General features: G+C 53.9%; 17 protein-coding genes. 6 read left to right on the plus strand and 11 right to left on the minus strand.

All coding sequences use genetic code 11. From position 1 onward, the window contains the following. Positions 1-943: 943 nt before the first annotated feature. The 11 genes from BM427_RS00005 to queF form a co-directional block, all read right to left on the minus strand. Complete coding sequence (locus BM427_RS00005) at positions 944-1252, minus strand: hypothetical protein (protein ID WP_090118233.1); 309 nt, start codon at positions 1250-1252, stop codon at positions 944-946. A 414-nt stretch (positions 1253-1666) separates the two neighbouring features. Continuing rightward, on the minus strand, positions 1667-2188 hold the full coding sequence (locus BM427_RS00010; RefSeq protein WP_090118234.1) for a hypothetical protein: 522 nt from the start codon (positions 2186-2188) through the stop codon (positions 1667-1669). Positions 2189-2195: 7 nt separating this feature from the next. Then, positions 2196-2747 (minus strand): fimbrial protein, encoded by a 552-nt coding sequence (locus tag BM427_RS00015; protein ID WP_090118235.1) that lies wholly within the window; start codon positions 2745-2747, stop codon positions 2196-2198. A gap of 102 nt (positions 2748-2849) precedes the next feature. Beyond that, the gene (locus tag BM427_RS00020; protein ID WP_090118236.1) at positions 2850-3449 is read right to left on the minus strand and encodes a fimbrial protein; all 600 of its coding nucleotides are present in this window, start codon (positions 3447-3449) and stop codon (positions 2850-2852) included. A 117-nt stretch (positions 3450-3566) separates the two neighbouring features. Continuing rightward, positions 3567-6149 (minus strand): fimbrial biogenesis usher protein, encoded by a 2583-nt coding sequence (locus BM427_RS00025; RefSeq protein WP_090118237.1) that lies wholly within the window; start codon positions 6147-6149, stop codon positions 3567-3569. A 46-nt stretch (positions 6150-6195) separates the two neighbouring features. Continuing rightward, a complete protein-coding gene (locus BM427_RS00030; RefSeq protein ID WP_090118238.1) occupies positions 6196-6894 on the minus strand; it encodes a fimbria/pilus periplasmic chaperone in 699 nt (232 codons plus the stop codon). 1064 nt (positions 6895-7958) lie between these two features. Beyond that, a complete protein-coding gene (gene xni, locus BM427_RS00035) occupies positions 7959-8711 on the minus strand; it encodes a flap endonuclease Xni (RefSeq protein WP_254779574.1) in 753 nt (250 codons plus the stop codon). A 111-nt stretch (positions 8712-8822) separates the two neighbouring features. Continuing rightward, entirely contained in the window at positions 8823-10190 is a 1368-nt protein-coding gene (locus tag BM427_RS00040; RefSeq protein ID WP_090118240.1) for an L-serine ammonia-lyase, read from the minus strand. A 56-nt stretch (positions 10191-10246) separates the two neighbouring features. Further along, complete coding sequence (locus tag BM427_RS00045) at positions 10247-11539, minus strand: HAAAP family serine/threonine permease (RefSeq protein WP_090118241.1); 1293 nt, start codon at positions 11537-11539, stop codon at positions 10247-10249. A gap of 444 nt (positions 11540-11983) precedes the next feature. Continuing rightward, positions 11984-13348: a nucleotide 5'-monophosphate nucleosidase PpnN gene (ppnN, locus tag BM427_RS00050; protein ID WP_090118242.1), complete on the minus strand. Its 1365-nt coding sequence runs from the start codon at positions 13346-13348 to the stop codon at positions 11984-11986. 86 nt (positions 13349-13434) lie between these two features. Continuing rightward, entirely contained in the window at positions 13435-14280 is an 846-nt protein-coding gene (gene queF / locus BM427_RS00055) for an NADPH-dependent 7-cyano-7-deazaguanine reductase QueF (RefSeq protein ID WP_090118243.1), read from the minus strand. 69 nt (positions 14281-14349) lie between these two features. Here queF and syd point away from each other — a divergent pair, with 69 nt between their 5' ends. From syd to BM427_RS00085, 6 genes are all read left to right on the plus strand, one after another. Then, positions 14350-14895, plus strand: a complete 546-nt coding sequence (gene syd, locus BM427_RS00060; RefSeq protein ID WP_090118244.1) for a SecY-interacting protein — start codon at positions 14350-14352, stop codon at positions 14893-14895. Between the two features lie 634 nt (positions 14896-15529). Beyond that, complete coding sequence (locus BM427_RS00065; protein WP_090118245.1) at positions 15530-15859, plus strand: YqcC family protein; 330 nt, start codon at positions 15530-15532, stop codon at positions 15857-15859. Then, a complete protein-coding gene (truC, locus tag BM427_RS00070; protein WP_090118246.1) occupies positions 15859-16656 on the plus strand; it encodes a tRNA pseudouridine(65) synthase TruC in 798 nt (265 codons plus the stop codon). Before BM427_RS00065 ends, truC begins: the two co-directional genes overlap by 1 nt. Before the next feature lie 2 nt (positions 16657-16658). Next, positions 16659-17108: a flavodoxin gene (locus BM427_RS00075; RefSeq protein ID WP_090118247.1), complete on the plus strand. Its 450-nt coding sequence runs from the start codon at positions 16659-16661 to the stop codon at positions 17106-17108. 379 nt (positions 17109-17487) lie between these two features. Next, positions 17488-18840, plus strand: a complete 1353-nt coding sequence (locus tag BM427_RS00080) for an MFS transporter (protein WP_090118248.1) — start codon at positions 17488-17490, stop codon at positions 18838-18840. Next, the gene (locus BM427_RS00085) at positions 18840-20180 is read left to right on the plus strand and encodes an enolase C-terminal domain-like protein (protein ID WP_090118249.1); all 1341 of its coding nucleotides are present in this window, start codon (positions 18840-18842) and stop codon (positions 20178-20180) included. The genes BM427_RS00080 and BM427_RS00085 overlap by 1 nt, the downstream gene beginning before the upstream one ends. Positions 20181-20196: the final 16 nt, after the last annotated feature.

The following is a 20196-nucleotide window of genomic DNA, read 5'->3' on the forward strand; positions in this document are numbered from 1 at the left end:
TGGCAGTAATGGCGTTTTTAGATTATCAGTTTGTTTTCTGCCGCAAAATGGCCCCAGAAATTGAGGCCGTCATGTCAGCCGGGTCGAACGTACACCACCTCTTTAAAGAGTGGCCCATCTTTGGCGATCGCCGGTAAAAATCAAACTTCGCACGGAGCGCCAGCGACATCCTGGATGTACTATGGCCTGCACATCACCAGTTTCTGCAATGCCGGGAAGCACGCCGTCGGTATGTGTATTTCGCGTTTGGCAAATGAGCTGAGTGCAAGGGACTGAAGAGGCATCGTTATTCCGAAAACAGAGGGGTTGAACAGTACATGATCTCTTTTATGACCTCCCATCATGCAATCACGATCCTCCATATTCTCAGCCAGCATCAGAAAACGAGGCGTTATGCGCCCTGCAGATCAACTGGTGATGCTGCACGACAGGCAGGCAGTGACTGGCATCCCTGAGCATGCTGTAAGCCTCTTTAATCCTGGATACTGCAGATGCAGAGTAGACATATTAAAATAAGAAATTATGGAGGACACCTCCTCTTATAACATTCTTCCCTTGAAACAGCGCTGATCGAACAGGAGTGCTGAACCGTACTCGCGTGAATGGCTGGCGGACAGTGAACCTGAAATAGACCACCAGCAGGCGCAAATGGATAAACTGTGGGGGATGAACGTTGGCAGTCACTACAAAAAAGGTCTCCCGCCGTATCGCACCCGCCATTTACTACCTGCCATATTGTCACCTTCAGAAATTATCAGATTCACCATTACCGGTGGTACTCATCGCCGGAAAATAACGTGACGTACGCTTCTTGTTTCCGGTCGGTTTTCCGTTCATTTCTCGTCCAGGGGATGAACGAAATAAAATGATTCGGCCTGAACTTCGCGGTGTGCGCACAATACTTCAGTACCCTTTATTTTCGACATCAAGTGTTAACCATTATTTAATGCTGGATTTCAATCTGTGACCAGCCTTTACGATACATGCAGTCCTTTACTAAAATATTTCGGCCACTCTCGTTTTCATCACGTGTTGAGTAGCTTGTATCCGTCGTTTTATGTTTTTCATCTTTAGATGTGTATTTGCCAGTAATTTTATTGTCAGGTGGCAAATCCCTTAGTGCCTGTGCCTGGCATTGAGTTTCTGCCATCTCTTCTTGCTGCTTGTTCGTGCCGGCCTTAACCCATTGATACTCAACACATCCCGTCAGCCCTGTCAGGATTAACGTTATAAAAAAGGTTTTTTTAATCATATCCAGTCAAAAATTAAATGAAGTTAACAGTAGCTTTACTGCAATCAGGTTTCTGAACACTAAATCTCAATTCATTCAGCACTTAGGGATAGCTCATCAGGCCAGGACTTAAAAGTCTGCCACTGCGTGCTATATGCCCGGAAGAATCGACCCCGGTGTGCAGCATATTGGCGATTGCTGACATCTGCCCGTCCTCGGGCATCGCAGCTGTCCCCCAGGTAAATTGCAGCTGCTGATTAGAGTTCTGTACATTGCACCCCCATAGCGTACGGACACCAGTTACATGTTAACGTTGCCGTTAAGACGGATGACAGGGCACAGCGAGTCACTGATACGGCGATAAAACAGGCTGATCAACTGTCCGGCGTTTATCTCCGGTGAGAAAATGCTTCTTCCTTCCCGCTCAGTGCGGTGTCAGGACCAGGGCCATCGCCCTTCATGGCTGCCAGGGATATAGGCGCTGTGGTTCTTCAGCGGATTAATGCCCGCGTACAGCACCATCGTCGTACCGGCCTTTACTGTCGTCGTGCCTGACTTCCAGTTGCCCCCGACGCCTCCCGCAACATAGTCCAGCGAAATGCGTGCACCGATATCGTCCAGAACCACATTGGGGCTGGATATCAGCTCGGTTGGGGTCTCCCCTTTAACGTCGACGTCATTGGCACACATCGAGTTGTCGATGGTTGCCACCTGCGCAGGGAAATAGCTCCGCCCGCTTTCCGCAGCGAGTTCTGCCTGCCCGTCGCTGGGCTTCACCGTAACCGTATACTCCGTCGTCGTAACCACTGGGGCGCAGGGGTTTATTATTTCTCCCGTCACGGTCACCCCTGCTGAGGCGTCAGCCCGGGCGCAACCCGACTGGGACAGCAGTACCATGGTGAACAGCAGCCAGAGACAGCTGTGGACAAGGTCTGTTTTTCTTTGGCAGAGAATCATGTCGGGGCTACTCGTAGTTCATATTGAGCGTAATCAGGGCGGAAACGGTACCGGCCGTTACTGTTGCATCACTGTCCTGTCCCAACTTGACTCGGAAACTCATGTCGACCACGCCGTTGGCTGGCTTAAACGCAATCGCCGTAGATTGGTTGTTGGGTATTAATTCGGTACCGAATTCCGACAACCCCGGCCCGCTCCAAATACTCACGTCAACACCGGTTGCGGTTCCAGTGTTTTTGAAGGCTTCACTTAAAGCAGGATCGGCCGTTCCGGTTGCAGTCACCTTCACCGTTTTTACGTCGCTGGAGCAGTTCGTCAGCGTCAGGGTGAAATCTTTGCTAGCCCCGATATCGTGTTTGGATTTCATGGTTGAAGCATCAACCGTACCTAGCTCGATGTGCGTGTCAGCTGACGTCCAGCCCTCTGTGCAGGTCCGGTTAACGACGGTGCCCGAAACGGTAATAGTAGCTGTATCGCCGGCCTGCGCTGGCACTGTGTGCGCGACCGTAAGCAGCGCACTGCAGAAACACACACACAGCGCGGATTTAAATATGGGCATCACTTCTGTCCTCCATGAAAAACCCCGGGGGTTCGCTCCGACGGCAGCCGGTTAGGCACCAGGCTACCGTCAAGGATGATCTGACAATATCAGACCGTCACCTTACTCGTAGGCTAAGTACAGTGTGGCCTCACCGGTTGCGTCCCCCGGCGTCGCGTTGTCGGCCGTTGCCACTAACTGAGCAAGAAACGGCATGGTTAAATGGTCCGCGTAAGTCTGGCCGCCCGCACCATCGTCGGTGCTCGGAATGATATACTCGACAGCGGTGGATGCGTCGTTTGGCACCATCGCCTTCTGCTGGTCCCCGCCCAGCAGACGAAACCCGACGTTTTTGGCTGCAGTAGTATCCGTATTCGTGTTAGCAAAGGAATTTGCATCATTGTCGTCCGCGGTCCCACCCGCTATGACGGTAACGCCTGTTACGCCGGCACACTCTTTCAGACTCAGGGTAAACGGCCGGGCCGAGCCCACGCTGCCCGCGATGGCCAGAGCCTTGGAAGACACCTTTTTAAAGTCAACCGTGACGCCGTCAGCGGTATCCCAGTTCGGTGTGCAGGTCTGGGCCGTGACAGTAGCCTTGAACTTCACGGACACCTGGGCCGGATCCGTGGTCGGGTCATCGGCGTGCACGCCCCACGATGTTGTAATCAATGCAATCGCTACAGAGCAGGCGACACTATTTTTTTTAACGTTTAAAAACATACTTATATTTCCTTCTTATTTACTACTTTGCTTATGGATGATGAACACATGCGAATTTCACCACGGGTAATTTCAGCATCCGGGGCCGGGAGTAGCCCGGGCCGGAATGGCAGCGCGTCAGAGGCAAACCTCCTGCGCCTGAATCACTGACTCCCGGAGCACCTTCTCCGGCAGGCTGTAGCGCACCGTGCAGCGCTGGCCAGCTCCCTTGCCCCACTTCGCCGTCAGGGTGCCCCGCAGCGGCAGGCCCGTCAGCCACACCTGGCCGTCATCCCCGACCAGGCCGCTGCCCCCTCCCTCCGCGCTTACCGGCGTGCCAAAGGGCAAGGGCATGTCGTTGTGCCGCAGGGTCAGCAGGGCGCGAATACCCTCGTGGGCGGTGAAGCTCGCCCTGACCACCGCCCCGCGTGTTGGCACGACACGGGTGACGGCGTTATCAATATCCGTGTGGTCGTCCAACTGGCTGACATCCAGCGCCACCCGGTTCTCCCGGTATGGCCCGGCGTACGGCACCACCGTGTAACCACGCCAGTCGGTGTGGATGCCGGTGCCGTTCTCCACCGGCACTTCAGCCGCCCCCGGCACGGCGATCAAAACGCTGGTCTCGCCCAACGACTGGCTCAGTGTCAGGCCGTCGCGGTGCACCAGCGCGCCGCCCGACACCCCGTAGCGCACCTGCCGATAGTCGCGGCTGTAGCCGTAGCCCAGCGAGGCGTTGCCCGGCCCGCCCCGATAGCTGAGGCTGGCGTCCCCGCTGCTGCCGTTGTCACGCCCGTAGCCCTGGGAGACGCTCCAGTCCAGGTTGTTGCCCTCCAGCGCCGTTCCACTGAGCCCGGCCTGATGAGTAACCTGCCCGTCTGCGCTCTGCCCGGCACTGTAGGTGGCCATGAGTTGATGGTCCTGTTCAGTAATGCCTCTGGCGGACAACAGCGCATCCAGTGGCACGGACATACTGAGCCAGAGCGTACGGCTGGCACCCGGCTGGCCGCTGATGTGACTGTAGTTCCAGGAAAGGTTGTAGCTGACCTGACCCAACGTGCTGCTCAGGCCCGCCTGAATCGTGTCGGTCTTGGCGCTCTCTTGCCAGTAGGTCTGACGCGTGCCCGTTACGTAGAACGAGCCGAGGCGGCCCAGCCGCTGAGACAGAGTGAGCTGAATACGCTGCCGCCGGTTGTTATAGAGGTTGTAGTGGTCGACCCAGTTGCGCTTCACCGGTCGGCCGGCGGCGTCAACCTCATCCTCGTCGTACAACCAGCCTGACATGCTCTTCAGCGCGGTCTCTTCCAGGGTATGGAAGCCCTGGGTGGAGTAGCGGTAACCGGCCAGCGTTACGGTAGTACCGGTGCTCATCAGCGAGCGGCCATACATGAATCGCAGGGACTGCCCCTTGTGCCGCGAGCCGTCCACGAGGGTGCTGTCGGCCTGCGTCACGTCGGCTGATACCGCGCCCCACTCGCCCATGCTGAGCCCCGCGCCTACGGCAAGTGCGCGGTAGGTATCCGCCAGTTGGGTGCCGCCGAAGAGTGTGATGTTGTGGGGCAATCCCCAGAGCAACGAGCCTTGGGCAAAGGACGGCTCGCTGTAGCGGTCACTGCTGCTGCGAAAGCGGCCCGCGGCCAGGTCGTAGCGGACGTGTCCCTGACGCTGCAGGACCGGAAGAGACGAATAGGGCACGATAAAGGTACGTTTTGTGCCGTCCGCCTCCGTAATGATCACGTTCATGTCCCCGCCCGACGAGACCGGATAGAGGTCCCGGATGGCGAACGCGCCGGGGGCCACAAACGTCCGGTAAATCTCGTTGCCGCTCTGGCGGATGCTGACCTGAGCATTGCTGTTTGCGATGCCACGGATAACGGGCGCGTAACCGCGCTGGGTGCTCGGATACATTTCGTCGTCAGTGGCGAGCCGGACGCCCCGGAGCGAGAGAGAGTCAAACACCTCCCCGCCAGTGTAGCCGTCCCCGGCCGTCAGCTCGCTCCGCCAGGGAATGATGGCCCGCTGGAAATACGTGCTGATGTGCTGCCAGTGGCGCTGGTCGCCGTAGCTGTTCTGGTTATCGCTCCAGGTTCTGTTGTCGCGCAAGCGCCACGCCCCGACGTTCAGGCCGCTGGTCAGGTTGAGGTAGCTGCTGCGGCTGCTGCCGTAGCGCCCGCGGTTATCGCTTCCGCTGAACTGGTAGTTCAGCAGGGCCGCGTTGATGCCATTGTCCCACCGCTCCGGCGCTACCCAGCCTTGAGGTCGGACCAGGAGGGCTGCCTGTGGAATGCTGACGTCCAGGCGCATTTTCTGGAAGTCAAACGCTGTATAGGCCTGGGGAATAGTTTGCCCGGGCGCCACGCACTGCCCTTCCGGCACGGACGCCAGTCCGGGGAAAGCCGGTACGTTCACGCCCATGTCCACCAGGTCCCGGAGGGTCAGGCAGGCCATCAGACCTGTGCTGTCGTGGATGTCCTCCCGACGGCCATCGCCAGCCAGGGCGTCAAAACGTAGGGTATCGGACCGGAGAAAGGTACCGTTCAGGTAGATGTCCAGCGGATAGCTGCCGGGTGCCTGAGCGTGACCGCTTTCAAAGCGCGAGAGATCCGCCACGGCGTTCGGGTCATCTGATAGCATAGCCGGATCAAAGTGCAGCCCGGCCAGGGCATGAGCGGACAATGAGCTCCCCACCAGAACCAATAATGGACGTAATTTGAAATCCATTTCCCGTTTTCCCATAACAAAAGAATCAGACACGAATACGAAGGCACTACCTGATGGTCGCGATAATAGCTGGCGTGGTAGCACCGTAATCGTTAATGGTGCGGAATGAGACGGTACTCCCATGCTCCGCCGGAAGCGGGTCTGAGGCCGTGCCCAACGGCGGAACCATGATGTCTCTGAGCGCTTTTCCGCCGGAGGTTATCTCCGCCAGTGTGAGGTAGTACGGGGTGGGATTACGGATGACCAGCTCACCTGCCTGCTGATGAAACTCCAGCATGGCGGGGGCCATGCCCGGCGAGGGCTTCAATCCGGCCGGGCGGACAAACAGCTTTATCCGGTTGGCCGTGGCGATGCGCAGCACAGCGCTGTTGCCGCCGGACTTGCTGTCGTCAATCGACGGAATGGCCTTGGCGGTGAAGTAGTAGAGCGTCTCCCGGTCGGTCGGCAGCGCGCCACCCGTGTGAATAAGGCGCAGGGTGTTTTCATTTTTCGGGCCGCTAAGATAGAGCGGCGGCGTGACGATAAAGTCTGAGGTTTTATGACCGGAGGCGTCCTCCACCCACGACTGAACCAGAAAGGAGTCGGTGGTGGAAGAATTGCTTACCGACAGGCTCGCCTGCTTCGCATCCTGCGGGTAAACGATCCTGGTGCCCTGCACGGAAATGCCGCCGTTGGACAGGGCTGGAAGTGTCGTCATGCCCAGGCCAACGGCGAGGGCGGATAGTACGGTTTTTTTGAAGAACATTTTTTACACCTTAGTTGTTTTTACACCTTAGTTGTTATGAAACTGTTTTATCGTCCATTCATGAAAGGAACAGCAACCATTGGCGGGTATTTGCCCAATATACGTAGGCCCGCACATATTATTCAGGGGTAAACTATGTTTGCTAATTTACGCTCAATTCAAAATGTAGTTCAGTGAATGAACTAAACACGGTTCTTGTAGCTTGTCGCCGCCATTAAAAATCCGGCAACGCAGATTTACCACCTGAGATAATTATCATTAAATCTCAATTTGGCGGTGCGTTTTCCTTTCCTTGAGTTGTTTTTTGAATGATGAAAACGTCCTATTGCCTGCCATTTAAAATATGAGATCAACCTCGATCCTGCAATGCTTCTTACCTGGTAATTATACGCATAATATCGGGAGGTTGAAGACGGTTCTAATGATGGTTGGTAGGAGTTAAAATATAACTATTGGATATTAATGTTCAAATAATGATCATTGATGCTTATTTATTTTTTGATAAAGATAAATTTTAGTCATTGAAAATTAATGTGTTACGTATTTGCCCTGTTATTGCTATGCATTGGCATTCAGGTCAGTAAATTAAACATCTCAGGAAGTGTTAAAAATAATATTATCCATCTTGTTTAGGGATTGTTTAATATGATATTGATTTTTTTAAACGAAGCATAAACGGGATGGAGGGCAAAAGAGAATGCATGTAACAAATGAGTAAGGTATTTTAATGGAGGCTTAACAAAAAATGATTGGCTCATTTAGTGAAATGTTATTTAGAGGGCGTCTAAAAAATAAATTCTCTGATATACCCTATCTATAAGACGACAATAAATCAGCGCCGGTTGGCGCTGATTATTTTGGGCGATTATGTAATCTGAGTATCATGTTCATGAGCCCACAGGAAATAGCGTTACGCTCAATACTTATCAGGTCAGTTATTACATGATTCAGCGTAAAAAAGGCGTAACCCGGCATCTCTTGTTATGAAGGCCGGTATCTCCATTTGCTCCGGTCACAGGATCGAAAAAGATCAATGGTCAAACGCCAGTGAGTGCCACTGGCGTTCAGCGCGTCAGGCGAAGCTGTTGTAAATTGCCATCAAGTTGCAGATCGGTTTGCAGACGCGCCACATCCCGACAGGTAAATGCCATCGACCGGTGTGTTTCTAGTTTCTGCCGCCACTTCTCCGGTACCGCTTCGAGGTTTCCGTATAGCGCCTCCAGCGTTGGAAACATGCCCAGCAACTGCGTTGCGCTTTTTGGACCAATACCCGCCACGCCCGGCACTTTCGAACTGCTGATCCCCGCCAGCCCCCAGTAATCCGGTAATTGCTCTGGCGTAACCCCATATTCCTGAGCAATAAAGGGCGCATCCAGCCAGCGTTTCTGAAAGTAATCGCGAATGCGGATGGTCGGAGAGAGCAACTGGCAGTAGCCTTTGTCGGTTGAGACGATCGTCGCGTGTTGCCCTGCCTGCGCCATTTTTACCGCCAGCGTCGCAGCAAGATCGTCGGCTTCGTTGCCAGGTGTTGCCCAACAGCGGAGCCCGCGTTGTTCGAAAGCGGCGCGCAGTAATGGCATTTCCGTCTGTAAGGTCTCCGGCATGGGAGGGCGGCCCGCTTTGTAATCCGGCAGCAACTGATGGCGCCAGCCCTGGTTACGGGCCTCATCATCAAAAACCGCGACGGCATGGGTTGGCTGACTATGGATAATCAACTGCTCCAGCGCATGCAGACAGGTATCCACGCAGGGTGAACCTTGCACCGCATGGATACGGCGAATCAGATTAAGTGCGTCAACAATAAGCAGATGAGCCACAGATACCCTCCTTGAGATCATCCGCTAAGGGTATCATCGCACGCCAGGCGAGGCTATAAAGCAGGGAGTAATCAGGAAGATGCCTCGCAAAACAAGGCATCTGATGCGGAATTAGTTACAGGAAACGATCTTCATCGCCAGCCCGCCGCGAGAAGTTTCACGGTATTTGGCGTTCATATCTTTCCCTGTTTCATACATTGTTTCGATAACCTTATCGAGGCAAACACGCGGTTCACTGGTGCGCCGCAGCGCCATTCGCGCCGCATTGACCGCTTTCACCGAAGCAATCGCGTTACGCTCGATACAGGGCACCTGCACCTGGCCGGCTACCGGGTCACAGGTCAGACCGAGGTTGTGCTCCATACCGATTTCCGCCGCGATACAGACTTGCGCCGGGCTGCCGCCCAGCAACTCTGCCAGCCCGGCCGCCGCCATGGAGCAGGCGACGCCGACTTCCCCCTGGCAGCCCACTTCCGCGCCTGAAATGGAGGCGTTCATCTTATACAGCGAGCCGATAGCGCTGGCGACCAGCAGATAACGCGCCAGTGAATTGGCGTTAACCTGGCGGATAAAGCGATCGTAATACGCCAGTACCGCAGGCACGATCCCGCATGCGCCGTTTGTCGGCGCTGTCACCACGCGCCCACCGGCGGCATTCTCTTCATTCACCGCCAGCGCGAACATATTGATCCAGTCAACCACGGCCATCGGGTCGGTGTTGGTTTTGTCACTGCTGACCAGCATACGGCGCAACGCAGCAGCACGGCGCGGAACGCGCAGTTTGCCGGGTAATACCCCTTCCGTAGCGATGCCGCGCTCTATTCCGCCCTGCATCACTTCCCATACGCGGGCGAGATGCTGTTCCAGCTCGGCTTTGCTGTGCAGCGCCAGCTCGTTTTTCATCATCAACCCGGAGAGCGATAAACCGGTCTCCTGGCAATGGCGCTGCAAATCGGCGGCGGTTCGGTAAGGGTAGGGCACCTCTACCGGCGCACTGGCAGGCTGGCGAAAGTGTTCTTCGTCAACGATAAACCCGCCGCCGATGGAGTAATAGGTCTGGCTATAGAGCACCTGTTCGCCCGCCAGCGCGGTAATACGCATGCCATTTTCGTGCAGCGAGAGGTTATCCGTATGGAAATTCATGCATTGATCGACCGGAAACGCCACTTCATGCGCTTCGTTGGCCAGCAGCAAGCGACCATGGGTATTAACATCCTGAATAAAACCCGGAATGGCATCAATATCAACGCTATCCGGCAGATTCCCCGCCAGGCCCATAATAATCGCGATGTCAGTATGGTGCCCTTTACCGGTCAGGGAGAGAGAGCCGTAAACATCCACCACAACACGCGTTACATCGTGCAAAATGCCACGGGCAATCAGATCGTCTGTGAACTGTTTACCGGCTTTCATCGGACCAACGGTATGCGAGCTGGACGGCCCGATACCGATTTTAAAAATATCGAATACGCTGATCATGACGCATTATCCATTGCTATAGGGGATGCGCCGCCCGACAGGACGGCGCGAAAAGATTAGCGGAACAGGGAGAAGAAGATCGCAGAGATGGCGATGAGCCCCATAATCACGATGAAGATGTTGCTGATAGCCCCACTGTATTTGCGCATTGCCGGTACTTTTGCAATGGCATACATCGGCATCAGGAACAGGATCATCGCAATGATTGGTCCACCCAGGGTTTCGATCATGCCCAGAATGCTTGGGTTCCAGGTGGCAACGGCCCAGGTGGTCAACAGCATAAACAGCGCGGTAATTTTGTTCAGTTTGCTGATTTCGATGGATTTACCTTTGCTGCGCAGAGACTTAATCACCATACCGTTAAAACCTTCACGCGCGCCCAGGTAATGACCGAGGAACGATTTTGTGATGGCGATCATCGCAATGATCGGCGCCATCCAGGCAATAACCGGCGCATTAAAGTGGTTCGCCAGATAAGAGAGAATGGAGATGTTCTGTTCTTTCGCCGAAGCCAGATCGGTGGGGGCCAGGCTCAGCACACAGCTAAACACAAAGAACATAACCGTCAGCACCATCATGATGTGAGCGAAGGCCAGAATGCGGGAGCATTTACTCTCGGCTTCTGTACCGTACTCTTCACGCTTGGCAACGGCAAAAGAGGAGATGATCGGCGAGTGGTTAAACGAGAATACCATGACCGGGATTGCCAGCCACAGCGTCATCCACAGGCCATTGCCCGTAGCGGAAACGCTGCTCAGCGACAAGGTTTCCAGCACGGCGCCGTTCCACTGTGGAATCAGGTACACCGCCAGCACCATCAGTGCAATAACGAACGGAAATACCAGAATACTCATCGCTTTCACAATCATCTGCTCACCGAAGCGCACGATGGTCATCATACCTACGATAAGGATCAGAGACAGGATCGCGCGCGGCGGCGGGGTCATTCCCAACTGGTGGGTCATAAAGTTGTCCACGGTGTTGGTGATCGCCACGCTATAAACCAGCAGGATCGGATAAATCGCGAAGAAGTAAAGCAAGGTAATCAACTTACCTGCCCCGATACCGAAGTGCTCTTCGACCACTTCAGTAATATCTTCTCCCGGATTTTTACCGGACAACACAAAGCGGGTCAGGCCCCGGTGGGCGAAGTAGGTCATCGGAAAAGCAAGAATTGCCATGATGATGAGCGGGATCAGGCCGCCGACACCGGCGTTAATCGGCAGAAACAGAACGCCTGCGCCGATGGCAGTGCCGTAAAGGCCCAGCATCCACATGGTGTCGGTTTTACGCCATGAACTGCGTGTTTCTACTACAGAGGTTCTCGCGCCAGTCTGAATAGTTTCCATTTATACATCTCCTGGGGAAGCAAAATACTGCCGTTGTAGACAAATCAAATGTCGCAAACGCCAGTGTCGATATTTAAGTCGGCCAATTACAGTTTTTTTATAATTTCTTCCTGTAACTATTTGCGGCGGAAAGATACAGATAAGTTATGACAACATCAGTGACGCGGATCTCAAATGCAATAATCCACTATCTTATGCGAATATATTTAGCTCATTTATCTGGCTAATTATTAGCATGTGAAATTTATGTGTGAACAGAAGAGTGTTAACCAGATATACGAACGAATTTTTGGTAATGAAATATGATAAAAGTACTGCAAAAAAACGATTTTGCAGTTATTTATCAATATTAAAAGCGGCTGTAATACATGAATTGCTGGTCAGCAAACGTGCGGTTAAATGCAAGGTATAAGGGCGGCGTATGAATCCGCCCTGGAAGGTCAATCAGGCACAAATTTCGTAGCAAGGAATGTAAGCGGAACCGGGGAGTTTCATACGGTGCTGGGCAACAAAACCCTGCAACAGATCGTCCATCCGGCGCATCATGTCGCTATCGCCGTGAATTTTATAGGGACCAAACGCTTCAATCGCCCGGATTCCGGGCTCTTTCACGTTGCCTGCCACAATACCTGAGAAGGCACGGCGCAGATCCGCCGCCAGCACTTCTACCGGTTGGTCAGGGTAAAGTTTCAGGTTCGCCATATTTTCATGGCTCGGTTCGAACGGTACTTGTAGATCCGGCGCAATGCGCATTGACCAGTTGAAACTGTAGGCGTCCCCGGTATCGCGACGGTTCTCTTTCACCCGCGGCATGGCTTTTTTCATCTGACGCGCCACTTCCGCCGCATCATTAATGATGATGGTGTAGTAGCGACGCGCGGCTTCGCCCAGCGTATTGACAATAAATTCGTCCAGAACGCGGAAGTAGTCCGCACTCTCTTTCGGCCCTGTGAGGATCAGCGGCAGCACCTGATTTTTGTTTGCCGGATTCATCAGGATCCCCAGCAGATAGAGCAGCTCTTCTGCTGTGCCCACGCCACCAGGAAAGATAATGATCCCGTGCGCGATGCGGACAAAAGCTTCAAGCCGTTTTTCAATATCCGGCATGATGATCAACTCATTGACCAGCGGGTTCGGCGGCTCAGCGGCAATAATGGATGGCTCGGTCATGCCAATAAAACGTCCATCTTTATAGCGTTGCTGCGCATGGCCAACAGCGGCACCTTTCATCGGTGCTTCCATTGCGCCCGGTCCGCAGCCGGTGCAGATATTCAGCTCGCGCAAACCCAACTGCGTACCCACACGACGGGCGTAAAGGTATTCGGTTTCGTTGATAGAGTGGCCGCCCCAGCAAACCACCATATTTGGCGCTTCGCCTACATGCAGGGCGCGTGCGTTGCGCAAAATGGAGAACACCAGGTTAGTAATATGGGTAGAGCTTTCCAGATTTAAATGCTGGAAGCGCCCGGCATTATGAATTTGCCCACTGACGAAGAGGATATCGCGCAGGACCGCGAACAGGTTGGCCTGCAGCGAGCGGATGATCCGCCCGTCAACAAAGGCCTCTTCCGGCGGGTTGATCAGTTCCAGCTTCACGCCGCGCTCACGGCGCAACACATTAATATCAAAATCTACATTGCGGGAAAGCAGTTCTTTGCTGCTGTCCGTCTGGCTTCCTGAGTTCAGTACAGCAAGCGAGCAGTTGCGAAACAGTTGATAAAGGTCGCTGCTGGCCGTGCGTTTAAGCATATCGACTTCCAGCTGCGACAGCATATCCATTGAGCCAAGCGGGCTAATATGTGTAATCAAGTGAACTCCTTACGGGACGGAATTTATCTTCCTGATGATTACAATAGCCCTGGCTTATGATGTTTAACAACCCGGCACGGAATGTTTTACTGCCGTACCAGACGCCCGGTAGCGGGAATGAAATCGGTATTGGTACGCCACGGATTGATATCCAGCCCACCACGGCGCGTGTAGCGTGCGTAAACGCTCAGTTTTTCCGGCTGGCAGAAGCGCTGAATGTCGGTAAAAATGCGCTCAACACACTGTTCGTGAAACTCGTTGTGGTGGCGGAAAGAAACAAGGTAACGCAGCAGTTTCTCGCGATCGATCTTTGGCCCCCGGTACTGGATCTGCACTGAGCCCCAGTCCGGCTGGTGGGTGATCAGACAGTTTGATTTTAGCAGGTGGCTGACCAGCGTCTCTTCAACAACTTTTCCGCTGGCGGCACCCGTCAGCCACGCAGCGTCAAAGGCGTAGTTCTCGATTTGAATATCCTGATCATCAATGCAGGCACCATGGAAATGGGCGATCGGCTGACCTTCCAGTTCATCAATACGGTACAATGTCACGCTGACGTTGCCTTGTGCACAGGCACTCAAATCTCGTTGCAGGGTCTCGCGTACCGCATCCCAACTGGCGAAGCGCGTCTGGTTAAAACTGTTGAGATAGAGTTTAAAGCTTTTCGATTCCACCAGATTCATGCTGGCATAATCCAGCTCGACGTGGCCTACCGCAACCTGCGGCAAACCTTTAGCATTCAGCCAGGAGAGTTCATAAAGCGTCCAGATATCCGCGCCCTGAAAAGGAAGATTCCCGGCCGTCAGGCCCAGCGGATCGCGGTTTAATGAACGGGGAACGCCCTGCAACAGGCTGGCGTCATAGGTGTCGCGGTAATCAGTGGTTTTGCCAAGCGTCAGGCTAGCCAGCGCCTGGTGGTTATCATAAGAAGACATGTTTCATCGCCATTTTGCAGGTAAACTATTATGCAGAGTTTATCCTGGCTTATATGAAGAGAGAAATCGGTGGAAAACGAGACGGCCATTGCGCTGAAAGCTTTTACGGAACGTTATTGCGACGCATGGCACGCAGCGCGCGGCACCTGGCCACAAAGCGAGGAGCTGCACGGCATTCCATCGCCCTGCATTATCTCTTCAACCGATGAGTATGTGATCTGGCAACCTCAGCCATTCCCCGCGCAACCGAACGTAAACCCGATTGAGCAGGCAATGGACATTGTGGTACAAACCCCGGTTCATACGTTTTATACCACGCAATTCGCCGGGGATATGTACGCTCGCCTTGGTACACTGCCGCTGACACTGCTGCAAACCTGGAGCGAAGAGGATTTTCTGCGCGTACAGGAAAACCTGATTGGTCATCTTGTCACGCAGAAAAGGTTAAAGCTTTCGCCGACGTTGTTTATCGCCACGCTTGATAGCGAACTGGATGTTATTTCGCTGTGTAATCTGAGTGGTGAAGTGGTGCAGGAGACGCTGGGTACCCGTCAGCGTACTGTTTTAGCCCCCAGTCTTGCGGATTTCCTCAACCAGCTCGAACCTGTCGTGTAGTCCTCGATGCTACTCTGCGTGTGCGAGATCTCTCACACAATCTGTGAGAGATCGCCTGGATATTTACCATACAGTTACTGTGCTATTTGCACTATAACTATTTAATTTCATAACGTTATGATTTAATCCTTTTACGTAAAAGGATTCATTCAAAAGAAACCCCTGCGTTAGGTGTCCTTGTAAGGCGGCGCAGAATGGGTAATTCTGTTTCTGTCGACAGGGAGTCTGACAACGAAGCGTACATTAGGATGATGTTGCTTCAAGGACACGCCGGGAAGGTGCTACAGGGAAAGGCTTCAGGATGAAGCAACGGGACAACGCAGGATTGCGCTAAAGGACGCCTCCAGGAAGGAGATTGAGAGTCGGCCAGGATGGTCGGCAGATCAGGATGATCAGGGACACGCATTAAGGATGATGCTAAGTCACATCGGGGTGGTGTGAGCATGACGCACAGTTCACGGATGAACCGGTCAGGAGACCACAGGAAAAGTTTTCACGGATGAGCAGGGAGCACAATGAGTAGCTGGACTGCTGCGAAACGAACCGGGAGCACTGTTTTTACAGTGCTCCCTTTTTTTATTTGCTCTGGTCTTTGCTATGCTGCGCGCCAGTCTGTTTTCTACCGGGGGTTTTTATGACTCTGCATCAACGAGTGCGCGAGCAACTTCATCAACTCGAAACGCAACTGCGTGAGCAAAATCTGTGGCAAAGCGCGGCGCCAGCGCCGGATGCCTTTGAAAGCACGCAACCCTTTTGTATGGACACCCTTGAGCCATTCGAGTGGCTGCAATGGGTCTTAATTCCGCGTATGCACGCGTTGCTGGATAGTCAGCAGCCGCTACCGCAGGCATTTGCCATCGCACCCTATTATGAAATCGCTGTGGACGCCACGCACCCCTCCCGTGAGGTGATGCTGATTCACCTTCAGCAGCTTGATGCGCTGTTCTCTGGCGAAGATGACTAATGCTGGAGATTATTTACCAGGACGAATGGCTGGTGGCGGTGAACAAACCCTCCGGCTGGCTGGTACACCGTAGCTGGCTGGATCGCGATGAAAAAGTGGTGGTAATGCAAACCGTGCGCGACCAAATCGGCCAGCACGTTTTTACCGCGCATCGTCTCGACAGGCCAACATCCGGCGTTTTATTGATGGGGCTTTCCAGTGAAGCGGGCCGCCGCCTGGCGCAGCAGTTTGAGCAGCATCAAATCCAGAAACGCTATCATGCGATTGTGCGCGGTTGGTTGATGGAAGAGGCACTGCTTGATTACCCGCTGGTGGAGGAACTGGACAAAGTTGCCGATAAATTCGCCCGCGCGAATAAAGATCCGCAGCCCGCGGTAACCCATTATCGTGGGCTGGCAACCACCGAAATGCCAGTGGCGACCAGTAAATTCCCGACCACCCGTTATGGGCTGATCGAACTGGAGCCGAAAACCGGACGCAAACATCAATTACGCCGCCACCTGGCGCACTTACGCCATCCGATCATTGGCGACAGCAAGCACGGTGATTTGCGGCAAAACCGCAGTGCCGCAGAGCATTTTGGTTGTCAGCGGCTGATGCTGCATGCCAGCCAGTTAACGCTCACACACCCTTTTACTGGTGAAGCCTTAACGCTCCGCGCCGGGCTGGATGATGTCTGGATGCAGGCGCTTTCGCGCTTCGGCTGGCTCGGTCTTCTCCCTGAGAATGAAAGGGTTGAGTTTGCGCCGCTGAACGGTCAGGATGAGGGCCATATCGAATCACACAAGGAGCGATGAGCATGGCGAAGGTCGGAATTTTTGTTGGCACCATGTACGGTAATTCGTTGCTGGTGGCGGAAGAAGCGCAGGAAATCTTAAACGCCCATGGCCATAGCACGGCGGTGTTTGAAGATCCTACAGCGGCGGACTGGGATAACCACAAAGGCCATTACGCGTTGGTGGTAACGTCTACGACCGGGCAGGGCGATTTGCCGGACAGCATTGCACCGTTGTTCCATTACCTGCGCGATACTGTGGGTTATCAGCCGGATTTACATTATGGTGTGGTTGCCCTGGGCGACAGCACATATGACAATTTCTGCGGCGGCGGCAAACAGTTTGATGCTTTGTTGCAGGAGCAGGGCGCACAGCGCATTGGTGATATGTTGCTGATTGATGCAAGTGAAGACCCGGAGCCGGAAAACGTGTCAAATCCGTGGGTTGAACACTGGGCTACGCTGCTGAAATAACGTTTTTTCCTCCTCAGCCGGGGAGGAAAAATGCTCTCTTTTTACGGCGTCAAGCGACGCATTTCACATTCTTAGACCTTACCCTCGTCAGCCCTTCTTTACCGATCTCCGGTTTCCATTTCCGTGAAGTACTCCCCATCAGCCTGGGCTAATGCAATAAAGCAACTTGCCGGGGCGGGTGAATGTTGTGTTGTTGCACGGTGAGAGTTAAAAGGCCGCTTCTTATACTTTTCTTGCCAGTTAAAAAATGCGCTCAGCTAAGGGGAAAAACCCCGGCAGGAGCAGCAAAAAACACAACTACATCATCCTGTCTTCCCCTACAGGTTGTGCCGTACAGGATGAATGTACAAAAGAACATTGATGCTTCGGGAGTACAACCATGAGTACATTCAGCCAGGCGGCGAGCGGCGTTGAAAAGCGCACTAACGCCCGCTACTGGATAGTGGTGATGCTGTTTATCGTCACATCCTTCAACTACGGCGATCGCGCAACCTTGTCGATTGCCGGTTCGGAGATGTCCAAATCCATCGGCCTTGATTCGATCGCAATGGGCTATGTTTTTTCTGCCTTTTCCTGGGCCTATGTGATTGGCCAGATCCCGGGAGGCTGGTTACTTGACCGCTTCGGCTCCAAACGGGTCTATTTCTGGTCCATTTTTACATGGTCGATGTTTACCTTATTGCAGGGCTTTGTTGATATCTTCAATGGCTTCGGCATCATCGTAGCTCTCTTTACTCTGCGTTTTATGGTCGGTCTGGCCGAATCGCCCTCCTTCCCCGGTAACAGTCGTATCGTTGCGGCCTGGTTCCCGGCACAGGAGAGGGGCACAGCGGTGGCGATTTTTAACTCCGCACAATATTTCGCGACCGTTATTTTTGCGCCGATCATGGGCTGGTTGACGCACGAAGTGGGCTGGTCGCACGTCTTCTTCTTCATGGGCGGTTTAGGGATCTTCATCAGCCTGCTGTGGCAGAAAATGATCCACGAGCCGAATCAGCACCCAGGCGTCAACAAGAAAGAGCTGGAGTATATTGCCGAGGGCGGTGCGCTGATCAACATGGATCAGAAGAATAACATTCACCGTGTCCCATTCCCGGAAAAATGGGCGCAGATTAAGCAACTGCTGGCTTCGCGCATGATGATCGGCGTTTACCTGGGGCAGTACTGCATTAACGCCCTGACCTACTTCTTTATCACCTGGTTCCCGGTATATCTGGTGCAGGCGCGTGGTATGTCGATCCTGAAGGCCGGGTTTATCGCATCGATTCCGGCTATTTGCGGGTTTGTCGGCGGTGTACTTGGCGGCATCATTTCAGACTGGTTAATGCGTCGCTACGGCTCGCTGAATATGGCCCGCAAAACACCGATCGTGCTGGGCATGCTGCTCTCGATGAGCATGGTGTTCTGTAACTACACCAACTCGGAAATGATGATCATCGGCTTTATGTCGCTGGCCTTCTTCGGTAAAGGGATTGGCGCGCTAGGCTGGGCAGTGATGGCAGATACCGCGCCGAAAGAGATCAGCGGTCTGAGCGGCGGCCTGTTCAATATGTTCGGCAACATCTCCGGTATCGTGACGCCCATTGCTATCGGCTACATTGTGGGTTCTACCGGTTCGTTTAATGGTGCGCTGATTTATGTCGGTATCCATGCGCTGGTCGCGATATTGAGCTATCTGGTGCTGGTCGGCGATATCAAACGTATTGTACTGAAACCTGCAGGACGTGAGTAATGAATACACAAGCTAGCCCGATTATCACCGGGATGAAGGTCATTCCCGTAGCCGGGCATGACAGTATGCTGATGAACATTGGTGGCGCGCATAACGCTTACTTCACGCGCAACATTGTCGTACTTACGGATAACGCCGGGAACACTGGTGTCGGTGAAGCGCCCGGCGGAGAAGTGATCTACAAAACGCTGGTTGATGCTACTCCGATGGTCGTCGGGCAGGAAGTTGCCCGGCTGAATAAAGTGGTGCAGCGCGTGCATAAAGGCAACCAGGCGGCCGATTTCGACACGTTCGGAAAAGGCGCATGGACCTTTGAACTGCGCGTCAATGCGGTTGCAGCACTAGAGGCCGCGCTGCTCGATCTGCTCGGTAAAGCGCTGAACGTACCGGTGTGCGAGCTGCTTGGTCCCGGGAAACAGCGCGATGCCGTAACCGTTCTGGGTTATTTGTTCTATATCGGCGATCGCACGAAAACCGATCTCCCCTATCTGGATGCTACGCCCGGCAGCCACGACTGGTATCACCTGCGTCATCAGGAAGCGATGACCAGCGATGCGGTGGTTCGTCTGGCGGAGGCCTCGCAGGATCGCTACGGCTTCAAAGATTTCAAACTTAAAGGCGGCGTACTGCCCGGCGAGAAAGAGATTGAAACCGTGAAGGCGTTGAAAAAACGCTTCCCGAATGCGCGCATTACGGTGGATCCGAACGGTGCCTGGCTGCTGGACGAAGCCATAAGCTTGTGTAAGGGGCTGAATGATGTGCTGACCTACGCCGAAGATCCGTGCGGTGCGGAGCAGGGTTTCTCCGGCCGCGAAGTGATGGCGGAGTTCCGCCGCGCCACAGGTCTGCCGGTCGCAACCAATATGATCGCCACCAACTGGCGAGAAATGGGTCACGCGGTGATGCTGAACGCCGTCGATATTCCGCTGGCGGATCCGCACTTCTGGACGCTCTCCGGTGCCGTGCGAGTTGCACAATTATGTGACGACTGGGGGCTGACCTGGGGTTGTCACTCTAACAATCATTTTGATATTTCACTGGCGATGTTTACCCATGTCGGCGCTGCTGCGCCGGGAACGCCAACCGCTATCGACACTCACTGGATCTGGCAGGAGGGCGAGGCCCGTCTGACCAAACAACCGCTGGAAATCAGGCAGGGCAAAATCGCCGTGCCGGATGCGCCAGGCCTCGGCGTGGAGATCGACTGGCATCAAATCGAGAAAGCGCATGCCGCCTATAAAAGATTGCCTGGTGGCGCGCGCAATGACGCAGGCCCGATGCAGTACCTCATCCCCGGCTGGACATTTGACAAAAAACGCCCGGTCTTTGGACGTCATTGAGAGAGAAAAGGATAAA

It is taken from the genome of Kosakonia arachidis, assembly GCF_900116535.1.
GTDB classification, from domain to species: Bacteria; Pseudomonadota; Gammaproteobacteria; order Enterobacterales; family Enterobacteriaceae; genus Kosakonia; species Kosakonia arachidis.